The organism is Serratia grimesii NBRC 13537 (assembly GCF_001590905.1).
GTDB lineage: Bacteria > Pseudomonadota > Gammaproteobacteria > Enterobacterales > Enterobacteriaceae > Serratia > Serratia grimesii.
Genome location: NZ_BCTT01000006.1, coordinates 1 through 20608, shown reverse-complemented (window position 1 = coordinate 20608; position 20608 = coordinate 1). Strand labels below are relative to the sequence as shown.

Here is a 20608-nt window from a genome sequence, read left to right as displayed (position 1 = left end):
GCTATCAGAACCTCACCGAAATAAAGCTTTCATAGGTACGCGACGGCGCAATCAGTACCTGATCCGGGTAAGTACGCTGGTAGGCATACAGTTGGTTGGTGGCATTTCTGATACGAACGCCTAGGTTAACGATCGGGGTTAGTTGATAGTCTGCTGCCAGATCGAGCGTGGTGTAGGCCGGCATTTTGCGCTGGTTGGCATCGTCGTTATAACTGCTCCCTACATAGCGCAGCGATGAAGTTAGCCCCAGTGACTCCGTCGGCTTGTAACGCGCAGTAAGATTGGCGGTCCAGTCAGGAATGTAAGCCGGACGATTGCCGTTATAGCTACGTAACGGGCTACCGCCACGGTATTCATCGTAGCGGGCGTGTGTATAGGCCGCATTGGCAGCCAGTTCCCATTGCCAGCTTGGTCGCAGCATTACACTTAACTCAACACCGCGCGAAGTCTGTCGACCGACAGCATTCAAGGTATCCGGCTGCTGTGCATTGGGCACAAATAAGTTGTCCTTACGCAGCTCGTACAACGCCAGTGTCGCTTCCCCCTTATTTTCCCAAAACTGGCCCTTGGCACCCATTTCCCACTGGCGCGTCCGGGTTAGCGGCAAACCGGTTTGTGTCGGGCTTAAAAAGAACAGATCGTTGCCGGGTTCCTGACCCGTGGTGTAGTTAGCGTAGACATTAAGATTATCGGTTAACGCATAACTGGGCCCCAGGCTCCAGACGCTAAACACGTAGGTATGCTTATGGGCTTCCTCTTGTGGGCTTTGGAAATGCCAATCCATCAGCATATGGTTGTAACGCAGTTGCCCCAGCAAGGTTAAGCGCTCAGTCAGACTGAAATGGTCTTCCAAAAATCCCGCGTACTGGTTTTGCGTGACGTGACGAACGGGGGAACGCTGACGGTCGGTTCCCTGCGAGAAATCTTCTCTGACCGGAGCCAGCAGCGAAACGTCCTCAGAACCGGGAAAGCCGTTAGAGTAGTACTGGAAGCGGCGTTTGCTCACATCAACACCGATCACCAACCGGTTATCAAAACCACCCAGCGGCCGATCAAACACCAGTGAACTGCGGTTGCCAATTAGATCATCATCATGGGCCAACGCCCCGAAAGAATCGCGATTAACATAGCCAGGTTGGGTTGCGGCCGACGTACGAAAACGTTCTACATTGTGCCACTCACGAAAACCGCTGTAGTAATAGAACTGGTTATGCAGCTCGATTTCCGGCGTGGTGAACCAGTCCAAACTGGCCTGGAACGAAGTGGCATTGCTCTGGATCCGACTGTCAGTCAGGTTGTTGTAGTTGATATCGCGCAGTTCGCGGGCAATGCGTCCGTCCACCAGCGGTGTGCCGTAGTAAGGATTGGTAGTACGGTTCAGCATACGGTCCAAACTTAGCGTGAGCAGGGCATTTTCTGTCAGTTTAAACAGTAAGGCACCAGACACTCGTTTCTGTTTATCGCGTTCATATTGGACGTTGGTACCGTTGTCGCTGCCGCTGATATCCAGACGATAAGCCGCCACATCGTCCAAAAGCGCACCGCCAGCACCAATATGCAGACGCTGACTGTTGTAGCTAGACAAACCGTAGTCAAGCTCAACAGGCTGGCGACTAAACGTTGGCTGGCGCGAAACCAAATTGACGCTACCGCCAGCAGCACTCAGCCCATTTAGCACTGAGCCAGGGCCGCGCAGAACCTCAACGCTGTCGTAGTGGGAGGGATCCGCCAACTGGATCGTACTGCCAGGCGTTTCGACACCGTTAAACAACCAAGAGACCGGCCTAAAACCACGTAGCGAAAAGTTATTACTCAGCGTAGGTGAAGCCACGCCAGACATACCGGTCGCGTGTTCGACCACATCAGCCAGTGTTTGGTCTCCACGCTGCTCAATAGCCTGCCGGTTGATAACGTCCACACTGCGTGGCGTTTCCTGGCTGGTCAGCCCCAAACGTGAAGCCGCCTGTGTGACCGCGTCTAATGAACCGTATGTGCTTTGAGGCGCAGTTGATGCTTCTACGGTAACACTGTCTTCACAGCGCAGTGACTTGTCCGCTTTGTCACAGTCGTTGACGGCGGCCAGAACGGTATCCGACAAGAGAAAAAACAAAGTGGTAATCAGACAGCAAAGTGATTTTCCTGGCGTGACGAAACGCCTGCGTGCAGCACTCATTTACAGCATCCCTGTGGTGAAATAAAAACGTGGCGAGGCCTGAGGCCATCTTTATATTTTTAGTTATGTTATAACATATCAAATATCAATCACCAGTTTTATTGTCCTTGTGCACTCCTCCACGACAACCAACGATCCATCCTTTGGCGCTTTGCTGCTAAATCAGCGACAATAAGACTTTTGCAGCCGACAGGACGCGTTATGCAGGCCGAAATTCTTCTTACTCTAAAACTCCAGCAAAAACTGTTCGCCGATCCACGCCGTATCGCGCTGCTTAAACAGGTCCGACACACAGGTTCCATTAGCCAGGGCGCTAAGCTGGCAGGTATCAGCTATAAAAGCGCCTGGGATGCGATTAACGACATGAACCAGTTGGCAGAACAGACTGTGGTTGAGCGTGCGACAGGGGGTAAAGGCGGCGGTGGCGCGCAGGTGACCCATTACGGCGAGCGGCTGATCCAGCTTTACGACCTCTTGGGACAGATCCAGCAAAAAGCCTTCGATGTGCTGCAACAAGACAACCTGCCGCTCGACAGTCTTTTGGCAGCAATCTCACGTTTTTCGCTGCAAACCAGTGCGCGTAACCAGTTCTTTGGCACGGTTATCGAACGCGATCACCAGCAAGTACAACAACACCTCGATATTTTACTTAACGACGGCAAAACCCGTCTCAGTGCGGCGATTACCCAACAGAGTGCCGATAGACTGCAACTCTCACCCGGTAAAGAAGTGCTGGCATTGATTAAGGCCCCTTGGGTAAAGCTGAATACCGATCCCGCGTTGGCGGGTGCCGCAGACAACTCCCTGGCAGGTGTGGTCGCCAGTATTCAGCCCGGCACCGATCACAGCGAAGTACTGGTAACGCTGACGGGCGGTGAAACCCTGTGTGCCACCGTGGCCAACCCTGAGCTGCAACAACTTAAATTACGTCCAGGCAGCACGGTATACGCCTTGTTTAACGCAGACCGGGTGATCGTAGCCACGTTGTGTTAAACGCAACGTTACGTTGCATTTTTGCCGATTGACATCACCTTGCAATGCGCCTATTTCTAAACAAAATAATTGCATAAAAAGGAACAGGTGATGTCGTCGTTGCACATTTCGCAAGGGTCATTTCGCTTAAGCGATACCCGCACCTTGATGCTGGATACCCTGAATATTCAGGCTGGCGACAGTTGGGCCTTTGTCGGCGCCAACGGTAGCGGCAAATCTGCGCTGGCACGTGCACTGGCCGATGAATTGATATTGCTGAGCGGCGAACGCCGTAGTGACTTTAGCCACGCGGTACGCATTTCTTTCGAACAGTTACAAAAGTTGGTCAGCGACGAATGGCAACGCAACAATACCGACCTGCTCAGCCCCGGTGAAGAAGACACTGGCCGCACTGTGGCTGAAATCATTCAGGAAGACGTCAAGAATTCTACGCGCTGTGCCCAACTGGCAGAACAGTTTGGCATTACCCCGTTGCTGTCGCGTCGCTTCAAATACCTTTCTACCGGCGAAACACGCAAAACCTTGCTGTGTCGGGCGCTGATGCCGCAACCCGACTTGCTTATCCTCGATGAGCCTTTTGACGGGCTAGATGTGAATTCGCGCGCCCAACTGGCTGCGCTGCTGAGCGACCTCTCTGGACATGGTTATACTTTGGTGCTGGTGCTCAATCGCTTTGACGAAGTGCCCGACTTTATCCGCCATGTTGGCGTATTGGCAGACTGCACATTGGCAAACCAAGGGACACGTGAGCAGGTGATGGCCGACGCGTTGGTCGCACAATTGGCGCACAGTGAAAACCTTGATGGTCTGGCACTACCAGAGACGGAAGATCCAGCGCAAACAACCACGTTACCGGCGGACCAACCGTTAATTGTCCTGCGCGACGGGATTGTCAGCTACAACGATCGACCTATTCTCAATCATCTCGACTGGCAGGTTAACCCCAATGAACACTGGCAGATCGTTGGCCCAAACGGTGCTGGTAAATCCACCCTGCTCAGCCTGATCACTGGCGATCATCCTCAAGGCTACAGTAACGATCTCACGCTATTCGGTCGCCGTCGCGGTAGCGGGGAAACCATCTGGGATATCAAACGCCATATCGGTTACGTCAGCAGCAGCCTGCACCTGGACTACCGTGTCAGCACCAACGTCCGTAACGTGATCCTGTCCGGTTTCTTCGATTCGATTGGCATTTATCAGGCGGTGTCCGATCGCCAACGGCAGTTGGCCGACCAATGGTTGGCCCTGCTGGGATTGAATGGATACGCCCCGTTTCATAGCTTGTCCTGGGGACAACAGCGACTAGCCTTGATCGCCCGCGCATTGGTCAAGCACCCGACGTTGCTGATCCTCGATGAACCACTGCAAGGGTTAGATCCGCTCAATCGCCAGCTGGTTCGCCGTTTTATCGACGTGTTGATCGGCCAAGGTAACACTCAGTTGCTGTTTGTTTCTCACCATGCCGAAGACGCACCGCAGAGCATTACTCACCGACTGAGCTTTGTTCCTGACAACGAAGAATATCGCTATCAGCTTGATGCGTTAGCCTGACCCCGATGATGATACGGATGGGTGGCAAGGCCACTCATCCGATGACATATCCGGCAACACTTCCTCCGTAACACATCACATTTGGCCTTTTATCATAAGGGGTAAAGGATTCGTTTCTGGAGACACTATGTCCGCCGCACTGATTATTATCGATCTTATCGACGATCTGATTGGCCCCAAAGGCCGTGTGAATCATTGCCGTGAACAGGCAGTGGCACAAAATCTGGTCGCCAACACCAATGCCGCTGCGGCTTACGCTCGTGTGCGTAAAATTCCGGTAATTTGGGTGCGAGTCGGTTTTGCCGACGACTATCATGATATTCCCGCCCATTCTCCTTTGTTCAACCACCTGAAACAGATAGGTGCGCTGCGTTTGAGTAGCCCTGGTTGCCAGTGGGATAAGGACTTACAGGTGCTACCGGCAGATATTGAGTTTGAAAAACACGGCGTTTCCGCCTTTGCCGGTAACAATTTGTTAGCCTGGCTGCAGGAACATCACTGCCATCATTTGTTGCTGGGCGGCGTCAGTACTCCACTGGCAATCGAAAGTACCGCCAGGCAGGCACACGATGTTGGTTTTCAGGTCACGGTTTTGCAGGATTTGTGCGCTGCGCCTACTTTTGACATGCACCAGCAGAGTCTGGACATTTTGCAAAATCTGGCAGAAATTACCCGGTCGTCAGCCTGGATGAAAGGTTAATGGCATTATTTACGCCACTGCCCCGACCTTTACTGTAACTTCACTGTGTTACTATCCGAATTAGCGCTCAATTCCGCCATGATCACACGCCGCAAAGGCACTGAGCGCCGTGTACATATTTTAAAGGGACATAGTTATGTGGGGCGTATTGGCTGCTTCGTTATTCTTTTTGCCATTTAACCGGCTGATTGCCTGGTTAATTTTGGCCGCATCGGCAGGGATGGGGATGTACCACGGGGTACTTACTCCGCTCAGCCTGGCATGCTTATTGAGCATCGTTGCTCTTGCAGGGCTGCGGCACCATTTCCGCGCGCAGCGTAATCTCAGTGTCCTATTCGAAGTTCTGGTCGTCGCAAGTTGTGTGGCGCTATTCCTGCATCTGGTGCCGGGTATCAATAACCAACTGATGATCGATGGTGAAAAAGCAGGGCCATTAAGCGCACCTTTTACGATGTATTACAACTTTGACAAAGCGCTGGTGCCATTCCTTTTATTCGCTTGTTTACCAACGTTATTTAAACGCGACAAACCGGAGAAGAGCGTAGGTTCCTCATCCTGGATAGCGCTGGTTATCAGCGTTCCGGTTTTACTGCTGGTAGCCGTAGCACTTGGCGGCTTGAAGATTGAACTGCACGCCCCAGCCTGGATCCTGCCTTTCGTCATGGCTAACCTGTTTTTTGTCTGCATGGCCGAAGAGGCTTTATTCCGCGGCTATTTGCAACAACGTCTTAGCCAATGGTTGGGTGCCTGGCCGGCGCTGATTATCGCAGCCCTGATTTTTGGTGCCGCACATCTGGCTGGCGGTATGTTGATGGTGGCTTTCGCTACACTGGCTGGGTTGATTTACGGTCTGGCGTGGATGTGGAGCGGTCGCTTGTGGGTGCCTATTTTGTTCCACTTTGGGCTTAATCTGACACATTTGTTGCTGTTCACTTACCCGCTCTACCAACATTCCTGACGCTTGAGCCGGTAGGCGCCTGCCTGCCGGCCATCCTGGTGAAAACGCTATCACCCAAGCACGGATTATTCCTTCTCTCCTGATATACCCGGACTGCATCATCGCTATTTCTTGCTGTCACACTCAGTGTAAGCGATTCCATTTTTCGCGCTAGATCACCTTTTCACTCCGAAAGACGTGCTATCTTTTTGCCCATAGTTATCCATTTATATGCATTACTGGGGCGTTAGCGGTAGATGAAAGCGATTACACCTAGCCGCATCGACCAAGAAAAAGGAACCGTCATGACGGATTTTAACCCAATCGATCATCCCCATCGCCGCTATAACCCACTGACTGGACAATGGGTACTCGTCTCGCCACACCGTGCTAAGCGGCCTTGGCAGGGCCAACAGGAAGCCACGCAGCAAGAAACACTGCCGCAGCACGATCCGAACTGCTTCCTTTGCCCAGGTAATACCCGTGTCACCGGCGATAAAAACCCGGATTATCAGAACACTTATGTGTTCACCAATGACTTTGCCGCATTGATGACTGACACCCCTCTGGCACCGGAAAGCGCAGATCCTTTGATGCGCTGCCAGAGCGCACGTGGAACCAGCCGGGTAATTTGCTTTTCTCCCGATCACAGCAAAACCCTGCCGGAGCTGACGCTTCCAGCGCTGGAATGCGTAATCGCGACCTGGCAGGAACAGACTGCCGATCTGGGGCGCAGCTATCCGTGGGTGCAGGTATTTGAAAATAAAGGCGCGGCTATGGGGTGTTCCAATCCACACCCACATGGGCAAGTTTGGGCCAACAGTTTTCTGCCAAACGAGGTCGAGCATGAAGATCGTCTCCAGCGCGCGTATTTCCAACAACACCAATCCTCAATGCTGCTGGACTACGTTCAACGTGAACTGGCTGACGGCAGCCGTACCGTAGTGGAAACCGAACATTGGCTGGCTGTGGTGCCATACTGGGCCGCCTGGCCGTTTGAAACACTGCTGCTGCCGAAGCATAGCGTGCAGCGTATTACCGACCTCAGCACCGCACAGAGTCGCGATCTGGCCGTGGCACTGAAAAAGCTCACCAGCCGCTACGACAACCTGTTCCAGTGCTCCTTCCCTTATTCCATGGGCTGGCACGGCGCGCCGTTCAATGATGCGGATAACCGCCACTGGCAATTGCATGCCCATTTTTATCCACCGCTACTGCGTTCCGCCACAGTGCGTAAATTTATGGTGGGTTACGAAATGCTGGCGGAAACCCAGCGTGATCTAACTGCAGAACAGGCCGCAGAGCGTCTGCGCGCTGTTAGCGATATTCATTACCGTGAAGCCGGAGCCCAATCATGAGTTTGAAAAATATTACCCATGCCCTGTTCAGCGAACGTTTTGGTTACGCTCCCGAGCTGACTATTCAGGCCCCTGGCCGGGTGAATCTGATCGGCGAACACACTGACTATAACGACGGTTTTGTGCTGCCGTGTGCCATTGATTATCAGACAGTGATCGCCTGCGCCAAACGTAATGATCGTCAGATCCGGGTCATCGCCGCCGATTACGACAACCAACAGGATCAGTTCTCGCTCGACAGCCCGATTGTGAGTCACCCAAACCAGCGTTGGTCCGACTATGTACGGGGCGTGATCAAGCACCTGCAACAACGTAACGCTGATTTTGGCGGTGCCGACCTGGTGATTTCCGGCAACGTGCCACAGGGTGCCGGCCTCAGTTCTTCTGCCTCGCTGGAAGTTGCCGTGGGCCAAGCGATGCAGGCACTGTATCAGCTACCGTTGGATGGCGTGGCCCTGGCACTGAATGGCCAGGAAGCAGAAAACCAGTTCGTCGGCTGCAACTGCGGGATTATGGATCAGTTGATTTCCGCACTCGGTGAGAAAGACCATGCCTTGTTGATCGACTGCCGCTCATTGGAAACTCGGGCAGTATCGGTGCCAGAAGATATTGCCGTAGTCATCATCAACTCCAATGTAAAACGCGGCCTGGTGGACAGTGAATACAACACCCGACGCCAACAGTGTGAAGCGGCAGCGCGCTTCTTTGGTGTCAAAGCGCTACGCGATGTCAGCCCAGATCTTTTTTTCTCGATCCAACATGAGCTGGATCCGATCGTCGCCAAACGAGCACGTCACGTGATCAGCGAAAACGATCGTACGCTGGCCGCCGCTGATGCGTTAGCTGCTGGTGATATGAGGTTGATGGGCCGATTGATGGCGGAGTCACACGCCTCTATGCGCGATGATTTTGAAATTACCGTGCCACCAATCGACCGATTGGTAGACATTGTCAAAGCCGTTATCGGTGAGCAAGGTGGTGTGCGTATGACGGGTGGCGGCTTTGGCGGTTGCATTGTAGCCTTGATGCCGCAGGCGTTAGTCGCGCCAGTACGCGAAGCGGTAGCCCGTGAATATCCATTACAGACCAATGGGCTGAAAGAAACCTTCTACGTTTGCAAAGCATCCGAAGGGGCTGGCACATGCTGAGCGACAACCAGGCGCTGGCTCCAGATGGCCAGCCCTACCAGTTAACCCAGTTGAAAAACGCCGCCGGAATGACGGTAACCCTGATGGATTGGGGCGCTACCTGGCTTTCAGCCGTCCTTCCGCTGAAATCAGGCAAAACGCGTGAACTGCTGCTGGGTTGCCAAACACCGGCTGACTATCTGCTGCAAGCAGCCTATCTGGGTGCTACCGTCGGGCGCTACGCTAACCGTATCGCTACCGCGAGTCTGCAGATTGATGGCAAACGACATCCTCTGGATGCCAATCAAGGGGAACACCAGTTACACGGCGGGCCAGAAGGTTTCAACGCCCGCAGATGGCACATTATTCAGCAGAACGCGCACCAGGTAAGTTACGCACTGCATTCGCCAGACGGTGACCAGGGTTTTCCCGGTAACCTCGATGTCGAGGTGTGCTATCAACTTACTGCCGATAATCGTCTGGAAATCAGTTATCAGGCGCAAACCGATCGTGCCTGTCCCGTCAACTTGACCAATCACGCCTACTTCAACCTGGACGGTGCGGGCACTGATGCGCGCCACCAGCGGTTGCAACTGTTTGCCGATCGCTATCTACCGGTCGACAGTGATGGGATCCCCAGTGCGGCTCTTACGCCGGTAGAAGGCAGCGGCATGGATTTCCGTCGCCCGAAAACGCTGCTGCAGGATTTTCTGCACGATCGCGACCAGCAACGTGTAAAAGGCTACGATCACGCCTTCCTGTTGCACCGTACATGTGATGCGTTGGACAGCCCAGCAGCCCACCTGTGGTCGGCCGATGGCCAGGTGAAAATGAGTGTATTCACCACCGCGCCGGCTTTACAGCTCTACAGTGGCAATTATCTGGGCGGTACCCCCGCACGTGATGGTGGCAGCTACGCCAATTACGCTGGTGTCGCCCTTGAAAGCGAGTTCTTGCCGGACAGCCCGCACCATCCAGAATGGCCACAACCCGATTGCTGGCTGCAACCAGGGCAACATTATCAAAGCGCTACCCATTATCAGTTTTATCCTATCTGACCCGCTACGCCCCTTGCCATGCGGCAAGGGGCCGTTTGTTATAAATGCTTACCTTTTTACCCTTCCGCCCCACAGGTGGCCGCCTTTCCTTATTCCAAAGTGAGCACTAGAATCAGGCTACGGTGATAAGCACAACACCTTGTGCAAGGTCACAATTTTCGGCCACCCCGGCCGGTCAATAGCTGAAGGAACACCTATGCGTCTGATTACTGCACTTCCATTACTGGCAGGTTTACTGCTGAGCTCAAACCTGATGGCTGCCGAAACTGCAACAAAAACGCCGTCCCCGGCGCAGGCTGCACAACAGAAACGCATGACCGATTGTAATCAACAGGCCTCTAGCAAAACGCTGAAAGGTGCAGACCGCTCCACCTTTATGAGTACCTGCCTGAAATCCGAAGGCACCACTGCGACCAAAACCTTGACCCCGCAGCAGCAGAAAATGAAAACCTGTAACGCCGACGCCAAGACCAAAAGTCTGAAAGGCGATGAACGTAAAACCTTCATGAGCAATTGCCTGAAAAAATCGGCCTGATTCCCCTGATCCTTCGGCACGGCTGAATTCCCTTTAGCCGTGCTGCCTTCCCTTTCTGCGCCCGCCTGATCGATTCAGCTTTTCCTCAGCACAGCACTTACTTTGCGGCAAGAAATTGGCTATGGTTAAACACTATCGATTGCCGAGCCACCGGCCGCGGCAATATAATGATTTTCGTTATCATTGAAATGTCAGATTATTAAGGAGTTAAGCTATGGCTGTAACTAAGCTGGTTCTGGTGCGTCACGGCGAAAGCCAGTGGAACAACGAAAACCGCTTCACCGGTTGGTATGATGTTGATTTGTCAGACAAAGGCCGCACCGAAGCAAAAGCAGCAGGCAAGCTGTTGAAAGATGAAGGTTTCTCCTTTGACTTTGCTTACACCTCCGTACTGAAGCGTGCAATCCACACCCTGTGGAACATTCTGGACGAATTGGATCAGGCCTGGCTGCCGACTGAAAAATCCTGGAAACTGAACGAGCGTCACTACGGTGCGCTGCAGGGTCTGAACAAGGCTGAAACCGCAGAAAAATACGGTGATGAGCAGGTTAAGCAATGGCGTCGCGGTTTTGCCGTAACCCCACCAGAGCTGACCAAAGATGACGAGCGCTACCCGGGCCACGACCCACGTTACTCCGCGCTGACCGAAAAAGAGCTGCCGCTGACCGAAAGCCTGGCGCTGACCATCGATCGCGTGATCCCTTACTGGGATGAAGAAATCTTGCCACGTATCAAAAGCGGTGAGCGCGTTATCGTTGCTGCTCACGGCAACTCCCTGCGTGCACTGGTGAAATACCTGGATAACCTGAGCGAAGACGAGATCCTCGAACTGAACATCCCAACCGGCGTGCCGTTGGTATATGAGTTTGACGAGAACTTCAAGCCAATCAAACGTTACTATCTGGGCAATGCCGACGAGATCGCTGCTAAAGCGGCCGCCGTGGCAAACCAAGGTAAAGCGAAGTAATTTTCGCCCGTTGATCTAAAAAGCCCCCGGTTTTGGCCGGGGGCTTTTTTTTATTAAGAAACTACCCATCCTATCCTCTATGGCTTTCAAGTTGCAGCTAGGCGACCAGCCCGCTCATCCCCTGGCGCTTACTTGAGTAAGTAACTGGGGTGAGCGAGCGGCTTGAAAGACGACGGGGATATTAGGCTCGGCGTGCTTTCACTGCTACTGCCAGTTCGCGCAGAACGGTCTCGGTATCTGACCAGCCGATGCAGGCGTCGGTGACGCTCTTGCCGTAGACCAGCGGCTCTCCACTTTCCAGGTTCTGGTTGCCTTCCACCAGATGGCTTTCAATCATCACACCCATGATCGCCTTTTCACCACCAGCGATCTGCGCGCAAACATCGGCATTCACGTCCAACTGCTTCTTGAACTGCTTGCTGCTATTAGCGTGGCTGAAATCGATCATCACCTGCGCAGGCAGACCCGCTTTGACCAGACCTTCTTTAACTTCTTTCACATGCGAAGCGCTGTAGTTCGGCTCTTTGCCGCCGCGCAGAATGATGTGACAATCGCCGTTACCGCTGGTATTCACAATGGCCGAGTGGCCCCATTTGGTCACCGACAGGAAACAGTGCGGTGCGCTGGCGGCGTTGATAGCATCAATCGCCACCTTGATGGTGCCGTCGGTGCCGTTTTTGAAACCGACTGGGCATGACAAACCGGAAGACAGCTCACGGTGTACCTGAGATTCCGTAGTACGTGCGCCGATTGCGCCCCAGCTCATCAGATCCGCCAGATACTGTGGCGTGATCATGTCGAGGAATTCGCCAGCCGCCGGCAGGCCACTATCGTTGATATCCAGCAACAACTTGCGTGCCAAACGCAGGCCATCGTTGATTTGGAAGCTGTTGTCCATTTGTGGATCGTTGATCAGCCCTTTCCAGCCCACGGTAGTACGCGGTTTCTCAAAATAAACGCGCATCACCACTTCCAGCTCGCCGCTCAGTTCCTGGCGCAACGCCAGCAGGCGACCAGCGTACTCTTTGGCGGCTTTGGTATCGTGGATCGAGCATGGACCGATGACAACCAGCAGGCGATCGTCACTACCACGAAGGATCTGATGAATAGCATTACGTGCCTGTGACACCGTCTCTGCTGCGCGTTCAGTAGCCGGAAACTTTTCTAACAGGGCCACTGGTGGCAGGAGTTCCTTAATTTCTTTAATGCGTAAATCGTCGTTTTGGTAATTCATAACTTTTCCATTCGGTATCGAGAGGCGGTATTTCGCAGAGCGTAGATCCAACCAATTTAGCCTGTGAGGGTAGCGCTGTAAATCACCTTTGCCGCCTGCAGAATGAACGGCCAAATTAACAGTAGATTGTGCTGTTTCATCAGGGGAGCGCAGTGGCTCCTTTTTCGTTATGCTAGCTACCAGGATACAGTTACTCGAGCCAAACCATGCCCTCTCTGTTATTAGTTGATGACCACCCGGTGGTTCATGTCGCACTGGAAGCGGCGCTAATCAAATCGTCCCGTCCGTATCACCTGCAGGCGGTGCAAGACGATGTCCAGGCGCTGAGCCAACTGGCCACCCACGATTTTTCGTTGGTGATCCTCGATATTGGCCTGCCGCAGGTCGATGGTCTGCAGTTGTTGAAAAAAATCCGTCGTCACTATCCACAACAGCCGATCCTGATCTATACCGCGCAGGAAGAAGAAATCTACGCCCGTATGGCCTATACAGCCGGTGCTAATGGCTTTGTCCATAAGGGCAACCGGCTCGACCAGTTGGTGCACGCGATTGAAACTGTACTGGATGGAGCCCTGAGCTTTCCCGTCGCCGCAATGGCGGAAGAAACTCTGCCCGCGGAAGGTGCTCTGCTGACACCAAAAGAACTTCAGGTTCTTGGGCTGCTTAGTAAAGGATTGTCCAATCTGCAAATTGCCGACATGCTGAACATCAGTAACAAAACCGTCAGTACCCATAAGAAAAATATTTTGCGCAAGACCGGTGCCAGTAATCTGCTGGAACTGGTGGCGGTATTTAAAGAGCTTACGCCATGATGCGTGGCGTTCTGTTGTTGTTAGCTCTGTTGTTGTGTTTAGGTAATATTGCGCAGGCAGGACAACCGGTGCGCTACCAACTGGTCAGCAACCTGAGTATTCCACCGGATATGCTGATCGCCAGTGAGAAAAACCCCTGGCGTGACGCGACTCTGCGCATCGGTATCATCAGCGAAAACACCAGCCCCTATAACATCATCGTGGATGACGATTTATACGGTCTGAACGCCGACTACCTCGGTTACGTTCAGCAGGTCACTGGCATCCACTTTCAGATTTACGGCTTTACCGATCTGGCGCAGCTTGAGCAGGCACTCCATAACGGCACCATCGATCTGGTGTACGGCATTCCGCAAAATGAAGCACTGCATAATCTAAAAGTTTCTCAGCCTTATTACGTCAGTAATTTACGTGTACTGCGAGATCGCAGCAATGACCGTCAAGTGATGCTCAACTCCGCCAATGCACGGGTGGCAATCAGCACACTAACCGATATGCAGGCTGGTAATGCGTTGAAAGCGGTGTCCTCTCACGTGCAGCGTTATGATAATAACCTGCAGGCGGTGTATGCCTTGCTCAACGGCAGCAGCGACTACTTTATTGCCGACGAAGCCAGCGCCAGTTTTATTATTGACCAATTACAGCTCGGCCAGCTTTATCAGATTGAAAGTACCGTCAACCTGGGGAATCTGTCATTCGTATTTGCTTCCGCCAACCCGACGCTGATCGAGACGCTCAACCTTGCCATCGCCGATACCCCGATGGAGTTTATGAACGCCATTCAGAGCCGCTGGAGCAAGAAGATCCCCAGCTATCTCGACACTGGCAACGCCGATCTGACCCAGATGGAAAAAAACTGGGTGGCAACCCATCCCACCGTTTATTACGCCGCCATTGAGAATAACTTTCCGTTCGCCTACCGCGGTGCCGGTGGGCAGCCACGCGGTTACGCGATCGACATTTTGAATATCATTGCGCAGAACACCGGGTTGCGCTTTATGCCACTTTGGGCACGCAACGCCGAGCAAGCGGACCAACTGGTGCAATCCGGTCAGGCCAGCTTCCGTACTGCCCTGCCATTAGCGCGTGGTGTGAAGGCGCGCTACAGCACCAGTATGCCAATCCACCGTTCGTTGTGGGGGGTTTACATAGGTCAACACACCAATGGCATTTCCACCTGGGGTGATCTGGCCGGCAAACGTATCGGCGTGTTGCAGGGGGATTTGGCTCAAGGGCTGGTTCCCCCCAATGAAGAGCTAATCCGTTTTACCGACAGCAAAACCCTGTATGACGCTTTGGCAAACGGCCAAATAGATGCACTGGTTGATAACGTGATCTCAGCAAACTTTGTCGCCCTATCACGTTATTCTGGTGCGATAAAACTGGCGTTCGCCGCCAATAACATTGCCTACCCAGTGGCATTCGGTGTACGTCAGGATCAACCGCTGCTGTTAGCTATCCTCGATAAAAATCTGATGCAGATCCCGTCAGAAACACTGCAATCATTACGCGATGAATGGATTGTCGATCGCAGCAACCTGATTGACGCAGTGAATGAAAACCGCATGCAGCCACAAACCACCTGGCTTTTAGCGCTTCTGGCAGCGGCAATTTTGCTGTTGCTGGGACTGACACTTCGCCGCTTTATCTTGCAACGACGTGAAAAGCGCGAACGTGAAGTTCTCGAGCAGGCACGCCGACATGCTGAAGCTGAGAACCGCATGAAAAGCAAATTCCTGGCTACCGTCAGTCATGAGCTGCGTACCCCAATGCACGCTATTCTCGGCTTGCTGGAACTTGAGCTCAAACGCCAGCCAGCGCCTGAGGGATTGCCGGTCATTTACAGTTCAGCGTCGTCGTTACTCAACTTACTCAATGACTTGCAGGATCACGCAAGGTTGGAAACCGGCTCACTGACATTAGTGCCTAAAGCTGTGACGTTGCAGCCCTGGATTGACCACATCAGCGCCCTGTATCAGCCACTGATTGGCGAACGCCCGGTGAAATTAAGCGTGAGCGCAGCCGACAACCTACCCACCGCTGTTCTTATTGATGGTGAGCGTTTACTTCAGGTAGCTAACAACCTGATAAATAATGCGATTAAATTCACAGCTCGCGGCACTATTCAGGTAAGCATCGGTTGGCACGAACACGCTACGCAACAGGGCGAGTTGTGTCTGACGGTGGCCGATAGCGGGTGTGGTATTGCCGCCGATGAGATAGACAAGCTATTCCAACCCTTTTACCGGGCACGCGGTGCACAGCGGGTATCCGTGCAGGGCACCGGTCTGGGGCTGTCTATCTGCAAGGAAATCATCGAGCAAATGGGCGGCCGTATTGAGCTACATTCGCAGCCCGGCGTGGGCACCCAGGTTTATGTTTCGGTGCCAGTGGCCCAGGCCATTGTTGATCCAACGGCCCACCCGGCCGACAAACAGTTCAATTTACCGGCGCCAACCCTGCGCGTGGCACTGATCGACGATCATCCCACCAACTTACTGCTGATGGAGCGGCAATTGCGCCACTTCGGGCTACAACCAACGTTATTTGAACAGGGTTATAGATTGCTGAAAGCCCACCGTCGGCAACCGTTTGACCTGCTGTTTATTGATTACAATATGCCACGTCCGGATGGCCTGACGCTGGCACGACTGATACGCCGCGACGAACTACGCCACCATCTTCCGGCCTGCCAAATTATTCTCTGCTCGGCTGACGTGCAGGAATTTACTCGCATCCCGCCAAGGTTGGTGGCGATTGATCGGTTTTTGACCAAGCCCATTTCACTGTCGGCTATCGCTCAAGCATTACCGCAGCAACCGCAGGTCGCAGAGCAGCAGTTAGTCCTCACTGACCTACAGCAGACTTTGGCCGAAATGGCTGGCAATGACCATTCCATGCTCCAACGCCTGGCGACCACCCTACTGACAACGCTGCAACAAGATCGACAACGGCTTGAACAGGCAGTACAGAATCAAGATTTACTGTCTTTGGGGCAAAGCGCACATCGAATTAAGGGCAGTTTGCTGATGCTGCAATTGCCGACAGCAGCAAATCTGTGCCAACACCTGGTAGAAAGTGGCCGTGAAGGAACATTGAATCAGGCTGCCTATACTGAATTAAGTGTGTTAGTGGAACAGATACTGATAGAACTGGATGATCTGGTCAGCACTGACAAGTCGTATTTCGCTATGCATAAGGATGAATAATGTCGGACGCTCCACATGTACATCAGCCAAAAGACAGTAATAGTAAACGCCTACTGACCGCTTTTTTAGTCACTGCGGTATTTATGGTCGCCGAAGTCGCCGGTGGATTAATTTCTGGTTCACTGGCTCTGCTAGCAGATGCCGGCCACATGCTCACCGACGCCGCTGCCTTGCTGGTCGCGTTGATGGCGGTACACTTCTCGCAACGCAAACCCAATGCGCGTCACACCTTTGGTTATCTGCGCCTGACCACTCTGGCTGCTTTCCTCAACGCCGCGGCGTTGCTGGTGATCGTCGTATTCATCCTGTGGGAGGCCATACGGCGTTTCTTCGAACCTCAGCCAGTGATGGGTACGCCAATGCTGATTATCGCCATAGCGGGGCTGCTGGCTAACCTGTTCGCCTTCTGGCTGCTGCATCGCGGCAGCGAAGAGAAAAATATCAATGTCCGCGCCGCGGCATTGCACGTGCTGGGGGATTTACTGGGTTCGGTGGGTGCCATTGCTGCCGCCATTGTGATACTGACCACCGGCTGGACCCCAATCGACCCGATACTCTCGGTGTTGGTCTCCTGTCTGGTCATACGCAGCGCCTGGCGACTGTTGAAAGAAAGCTTCCACGAGCTGTTGGAAGGCACACCACAGGAAGTGGATATCAACAAGTTGCAAAAAGACCTATGCCTGAATATTCCGGAAGTCCGTAATATCCATCATGTGCACGTCTGGCAAATTGGTGAACAGAAGCTCATGACATTGCATGCGCAGGTGATACCACCGAACGATCACGATGGCCTGCTGAATCGCATTCAAGCTTACTTACTGGAACATTATCGGATTGGTCACGTGACCATTCAGATGGAATATCGGCATTGTGATACGCCCGACTGTGGGATTAACCGGGCGCCAGAGCCAAGTGATCACTCACATTCACACGTGGGGCATCATCACTAGAATCAACTGGGGCGCCTTATTCGGCGCCCCAGCGTTGTTATGGTGCAGAAGATAAAGGCCGCGATTGGTTACTGCTTGCGCTCCTGATCCACAGCCAAGAGCCGTTCAGTGCAATCAGCGTCAGAATCACATATTCCAGCGCCATGGCATAGACGCCCTGGTAGGCGAAAATCGCTACGCTAATCACGTCGATCACTACCCACAACAACCAGTTTTCCACGTATTTGCGTGTCATCAGGATCATCGCCACGATCGACAGTACCATCATGGTCGAATCCCAGAATGGGAAGGCATCCGGCTGCAACTGCGGCATTTGCACGCTGAGGCCCAAGCCCTGCATCACAGTCACCGCAGCTTGCGTCAACCAGGCAAACACGCGGTCAATGTTGAACGTCATCAAGGCTATGCCAATGACACACACTGCCGCCCAAGTCAGCGCCTTCGGCAATGACAACCAACGAATCTTCAGCTCGGCCTGATTATCCTGAGTCTGGCGGCTCCAGGCGTACCAGCCGTAGATATTGGCAACAAAGAAGAATAACTGTAGCAGCAGGCTGGCGTAGAGCTGAATTTGGAAGAAGATCACCGCGAACAACGTGACGTTAATCAAACCAAACAGATAGTTAATAATCTTCTCTTTGCTGGCATACCAAATGCACAGCAACCCGAACAGGGTACCAATAGCTTCAATCCATGACAGATCATAGCCTCCGGCACCCAACGGGATATGCACCAGGATATTGCTGGTACTGAAAAAGCTCATTTTATCATCCTTATTAAGCGGTTAATCTGCCCTCAGGCATTCCCTTTCACCGGCATTTTTAATTGCGCAGCAAACTCAAGCATTCGATTCAGCGGGATCAGCGCTTTTTGGCGCAACGTAGCATCGACGTGGATCTCGTGCAGTACGCCCCCCTGCTCCAGCCCATCGGCGATGGCTTTCAGACCATTCATCGCCATCCACGGACAGTGTGCACAGCTGCGGCAGGTGGCACCTTCACCGGCGGTAGGCGCTTCAAATAATTCCTTGTCCGGACAGGCCTGTTGCATCTTATAGAAAATACCGCGATCGGTAGCGACAATCAGCTGCGGGTTAGGCAGGTTTTTTGCCGCCTGAATTAATTGGCTGGTTGAACCCACCGCATCTGCCAGATCAACCACTGCCTGTGGCGACTCTGGGTGCACCAGTATCGCTGCGTCTGGGTACAAGGCCTTCATACGCATCAACGCTTGGGTTTTAAACTCGTCATGGACGATACAGGCGCCCTGCCAGCACAACACATCGGCACCAGTCTGCTTTTGTACGTAGCTACCCAGATGACGATCCGGTGCCCAAATAATTTTTTCCCCCAGGCTGTCGAGGTGCTCAATTAATTCGACAGCAATACTGGACGTCACGACCCAGTCAGCACGTGCTTTTACTGCCGCTGAGGTATTAGCGTAGACCACCACGGTGCGATCTGGATGGCTATCACAAAAGGCATGGAACTCTTCTTCCGGGCAGCCGAGATCCAAGGAGCACTCCGCATTTAACGTTGGCATCAGCACCTGCTTTTCCGGGCTGAGGATCTTGGCGGTTTCCCCCATAAAACGAACGCCGGCAACCAACAGGGTCGACGCGGGATGATTACTGCCAAAACGAGCCATCTCCAGTGAGTCTGCCACGCAGCCCCCCGTTTCTTCTGCCAACGCCTGGATTTCCGGATCGGTATAGTAATGGGCTACCATCACGGCATTGCGCTGTTTGAGAAGCCTTTTAATCTTCTCGCGATAAAACGCCTTCTGCGCAACATCCAACGGCACGGGTTTAGGCGGGAACGGGTACACCGCCGCATTCACATCAAACATTTCACTCATCGCTACAATCTCTGTGCTAGGCTGGGTGTCTGCTGCCTGGGTATAACCCCATCACAACCCCATTCGTTTTATATACTAAACAAAATACCTAAAATAGCGCGAAAAGTCCGCTGATATTTTCACTATTACGCAATAGTCGTTTAATAGATTGAATATTTAACGAAAGCGGCAAAAAACTGAAAAACAAAATGCATGTTTTAGAAAACAGTATGCCGATTGAGAGGGCGGGATTGATTCAGCTAATGGGTAAAGCGAGGCTGTTTAGAAACAATTGTGGGAAAACGAAGAGGTGCTCGAACCTGAACGCAGGGTCTCACCCACACGATTCGTGCGTTATGTGATATTCAAGCCAGGGAAAGTGTTGAGGTATTCTAAGAAATGGTGGGTCGTGCGGGATTGATTCGGCCGCTGGCCTCACCCTTCGGGCAACGCTGCGCGTTGTCGTATCGCTGCGCGATGCTCGAACCTGGACGCAGGGTCTCACCCACACGATTCGTGCGTTATGCCAACCAAGATTTTTTAATAATAAGAGGAGTGTATCTTAAAGAATGGTGGGTCGTGCGGGATTGATTCGACCGCTGGCCTCACCCTACGGGCAACGCTATGCGTTGTCGTATCGCTGCGCGATGCTCGAACCTGAACGCAGGGTCTCACCCACACGATTCGTGCGTTATGTGATATTCAAGCTAGGGAAAGTGTTGAGGTATTCTAAGAAATGGTGGGTCGTGCGGGATTCGAACCTGCGACCAATTGATTAAAAGTCAACTGCTCTACCAACTGAGCTAACGACCCACTGATGTGGTTTACTGCTGAACCGCGTAAGCAGGAGAAGAACTCGCTGCAATAATGGTGGGCCGTGCGGGATTCGAACCTGCGACCAATTGATTAAAAGTCAACTGCTCTACCAACTGAGCTAACGGCCCACTGACGTGGCTTACTGCTGAACAACACATACAGATATTAAGACTGTATTGCGGAAAACGATGCGGGGTGGGGGACAATTCGAAAAACTCGACTTGGACCTTCTGTTTCACATCTCAACCAATCTGAAATTGGTGGGCCGTGCGGGATTCGAACCTGCGACCAATTGATTAAAAGTCAACTGCTCTACCAACTGAGCTAACGGCCCACAGCAGTGGTGGGT

Annotated in this window: 16 protein-coding genes, 3 tRNA genes and 2 other RNA genes; 12 read left to right on the top strand and 9 right to left on the bottom strand. The window is 52.8% G+C overall.

Annotated elements, in window-relative coordinates; translation table 11 throughout:
• Nucleotides 1-4: 4 nt before the first annotated feature.
• Nucleotides 5-2173: a TonB-dependent siderophore receptor gene (locus tag SGR01S_RS06725; RefSeq protein WP_061806904.1), complete on the bottom strand. Its 2169-nt coding sequence runs from the start codon at nt 2171-2173 to the stop codon at nt 5-7.
• A gap of 201 nt (nt 2174-2374) precedes the next feature.
• On the opposite strand from SGR01S_RS06725, the gene modE reads away from it, so the two are divergent.
• The 9 genes from modE to gpmA all read left to right on the top strand — a co-directional run bounded on the left by modE (nt 2375) and on the right by gpmA (nt 11402).
• Nucleotides 2375-3166, top strand: a complete 792-nt coding sequence (modE, locus tag SGR01S_RS06720) for a molybdenum-dependent transcriptional regulator (protein ID WP_037421361.1) — start codon at nt 2375-2377, stop codon at nt 3164-3166.
• A 90-nt stretch (nt 3167-3256) separates the two neighbouring features.
• Nucleotides 3257-4720 (top strand): molybdate ABC transporter ATP-binding protein ModF, encoded by a 1464-nt coding sequence (gene modF, locus SGR01S_RS06715; RefSeq protein WP_061806903.1) that lies wholly within the window; start codon nt 3257-3259, stop codon nt 4718-4720.
• A gap of 127 nt (nt 4721-4847) precedes the next feature.
• Nucleotides 4848-5420, top strand: a complete 573-nt coding sequence (locus SGR01S_RS06710) for a cysteine hydrolase family protein (RefSeq protein WP_037421354.1) — start codon at nt 4848-4850, stop codon at nt 5418-5420.
• Nucleotides 5421-5556: 136 nt separating this feature from the next.
• The gene (locus SGR01S_RS06705; protein WP_061806902.1) at nt 5557-6378 is read left to right on the top strand and encodes a CPBP family intramembrane glutamic endopeptidase; all 822 of its coding nucleotides are present in this window, start codon (nt 5557-5559) and stop codon (nt 6376-6378) included.
• Nucleotides 6379-6662: 284 nt separating this feature from the next.
• On the top strand, nt 6663-7715 hold the full coding sequence (galT, locus tag SGR01S_RS06700) for a galactose-1-phosphate uridylyltransferase (protein WP_037421347.1): 1053 nt from the start codon (nt 6663-6665) through the stop codon (nt 7713-7715).
• Entirely contained in the window at nt 7712-8863 is a 1152-nt protein-coding gene (gene galK, locus SGR01S_RS06695) for a galactokinase (protein ID WP_037421344.1), read from the top strand. The genes galT and galK overlap by 4 nt, the downstream gene beginning before the upstream one ends.
• Nucleotides 8857-9900: a galactose-1-epimerase gene (gene galM / locus SGR01S_RS06690; protein WP_061806901.1), complete on the top strand. Its 1044-nt coding sequence runs from the start codon at nt 8857-8859 to the stop codon at nt 9898-9900. Before galK ends, galM begins: the two co-directional genes overlap by 7 nt.
• A gap of 196 nt (nt 9901-10096) precedes the next feature.
• Nucleotides 10097-10435 (top strand): PsiF family protein, encoded by a 339-nt coding sequence (locus SGR01S_RS06685; RefSeq protein WP_037421338.1) that lies wholly within the window; start codon nt 10097-10099, stop codon nt 10433-10435.
• Nucleotides 10436-10649: 214 nt separating this feature from the next.
• The gene (gene gpmA, locus SGR01S_RS06680) at nt 10650-11402 is read left to right on the top strand and encodes a 2,3-diphosphoglycerate-dependent phosphoglycerate mutase (protein WP_004941818.1); all 753 of its coding nucleotides are present in this window, start codon (nt 10650-10652) and stop codon (nt 11400-11402) included.
• 181 nt (nt 11403-11583) lie between these two features.
• Here the strand turns inward: gpmA and aroG are convergent, their stop codons facing one another.
• A complete protein-coding gene (aroG, locus tag SGR01S_RS06675; RefSeq protein ID WP_037421335.1) occupies nt 11584-12636 on the bottom strand; it encodes a 3-deoxy-7-phosphoheptulonate synthase AroG in 1053 nt (350 codons plus the stop codon).
• 206 nt (nt 12637-12842) lie between these two features.
• Here aroG and SGR01S_RS06670 point away from each other — a divergent pair, with 206 nt between their 5' ends.
• From SGR01S_RS06670 to zitB, 3 genes are read left to right on the top strand one after another with little or no spacing between them, the layout of a single operon-like run.
• Nucleotides 12843-13448 (top strand): response regulator transcription factor, encoded by a 606-nt coding sequence (locus SGR01S_RS06670; RefSeq protein ID WP_037421332.1) that lies wholly within the window; start codon nt 12843-12845, stop codon nt 13446-13448.
• Nucleotides 13445-16657: an ATP-binding protein gene (locus SGR01S_RS06665; RefSeq protein ID WP_061806900.1), complete on the top strand. Its 3213-nt coding sequence runs from the start codon at nt 13445-13447 to the stop codon at nt 16655-16657. Before SGR01S_RS06670 ends, SGR01S_RS06665 begins: the two co-directional genes overlap by 4 nt.
• A complete protein-coding gene (gene zitB, locus SGR01S_RS06660) occupies nt 16657-17607 on the top strand; it encodes a CDF family zinc transporter ZitB (RefSeq protein ID WP_037421327.1) in 951 nt (316 codons plus the stop codon). The genes SGR01S_RS06665 and zitB overlap by 1 nt, the downstream gene beginning before the upstream one ends.
• A gap of 37 nt (nt 17608-17644) precedes the next feature.
• Here zitB and pnuC read toward each other — a convergent pair whose 3' ends face one another.
• From pnuC to SGR01S_RS06625, 7 genes are all read right to left on the bottom strand, one after another.
• The gene (pnuC, locus tag SGR01S_RS06655; protein ID WP_061806899.1) at nt 17645-18370 is read right to left on the bottom strand and encodes a nicotinamide riboside transporter PnuC; all 726 of its coding nucleotides are present in this window, start codon (nt 18368-18370) and stop codon (nt 17645-17647) included.
• A 32-nt stretch (nt 18371-18402) separates the two neighbouring features.
• Nucleotides 18403-19464, bottom strand: coding sequence for a quinolinate synthase NadA (nadA, locus tag SGR01S_RS06650; RefSeq protein WP_037421321.1), 1062 nt, complete (start codon nt 19462-19464; stop codon nt 18403-18405).
• Nucleotides 19465-19843: 379 nt separating this feature from the next.
• Nucleotides 19844-19968, bottom strand: a non-coding RNA gene (locus SGR01S_RS06645) — RtT sRNA.
• Between the two features lie 45 nt (nt 19969-20013).
• Nucleotides 20014-20138: non-coding RNA, RtT sRNA (locus tag SGR01S_RS06640), on the bottom strand.
• 42 nt (nt 20139-20180) lie between these two features.
• Nucleotides 20181-20256, bottom strand: a tRNA-Lys gene (locus SGR01S_RS06635).
• Between the two features lie 55 nt (nt 20257-20311).
• Nucleotides 20312-20387 (bottom strand) — tRNA-Lys (locus SGR01S_RS06630).
• A gap of 130 nt (nt 20388-20517) precedes the next feature.
• A tRNA-Lys gene (locus SGR01S_RS06625) sits at nt 20518-20593 on the bottom strand.
• Nucleotides 20594-20608 lie beyond the last annotated feature (15 nt).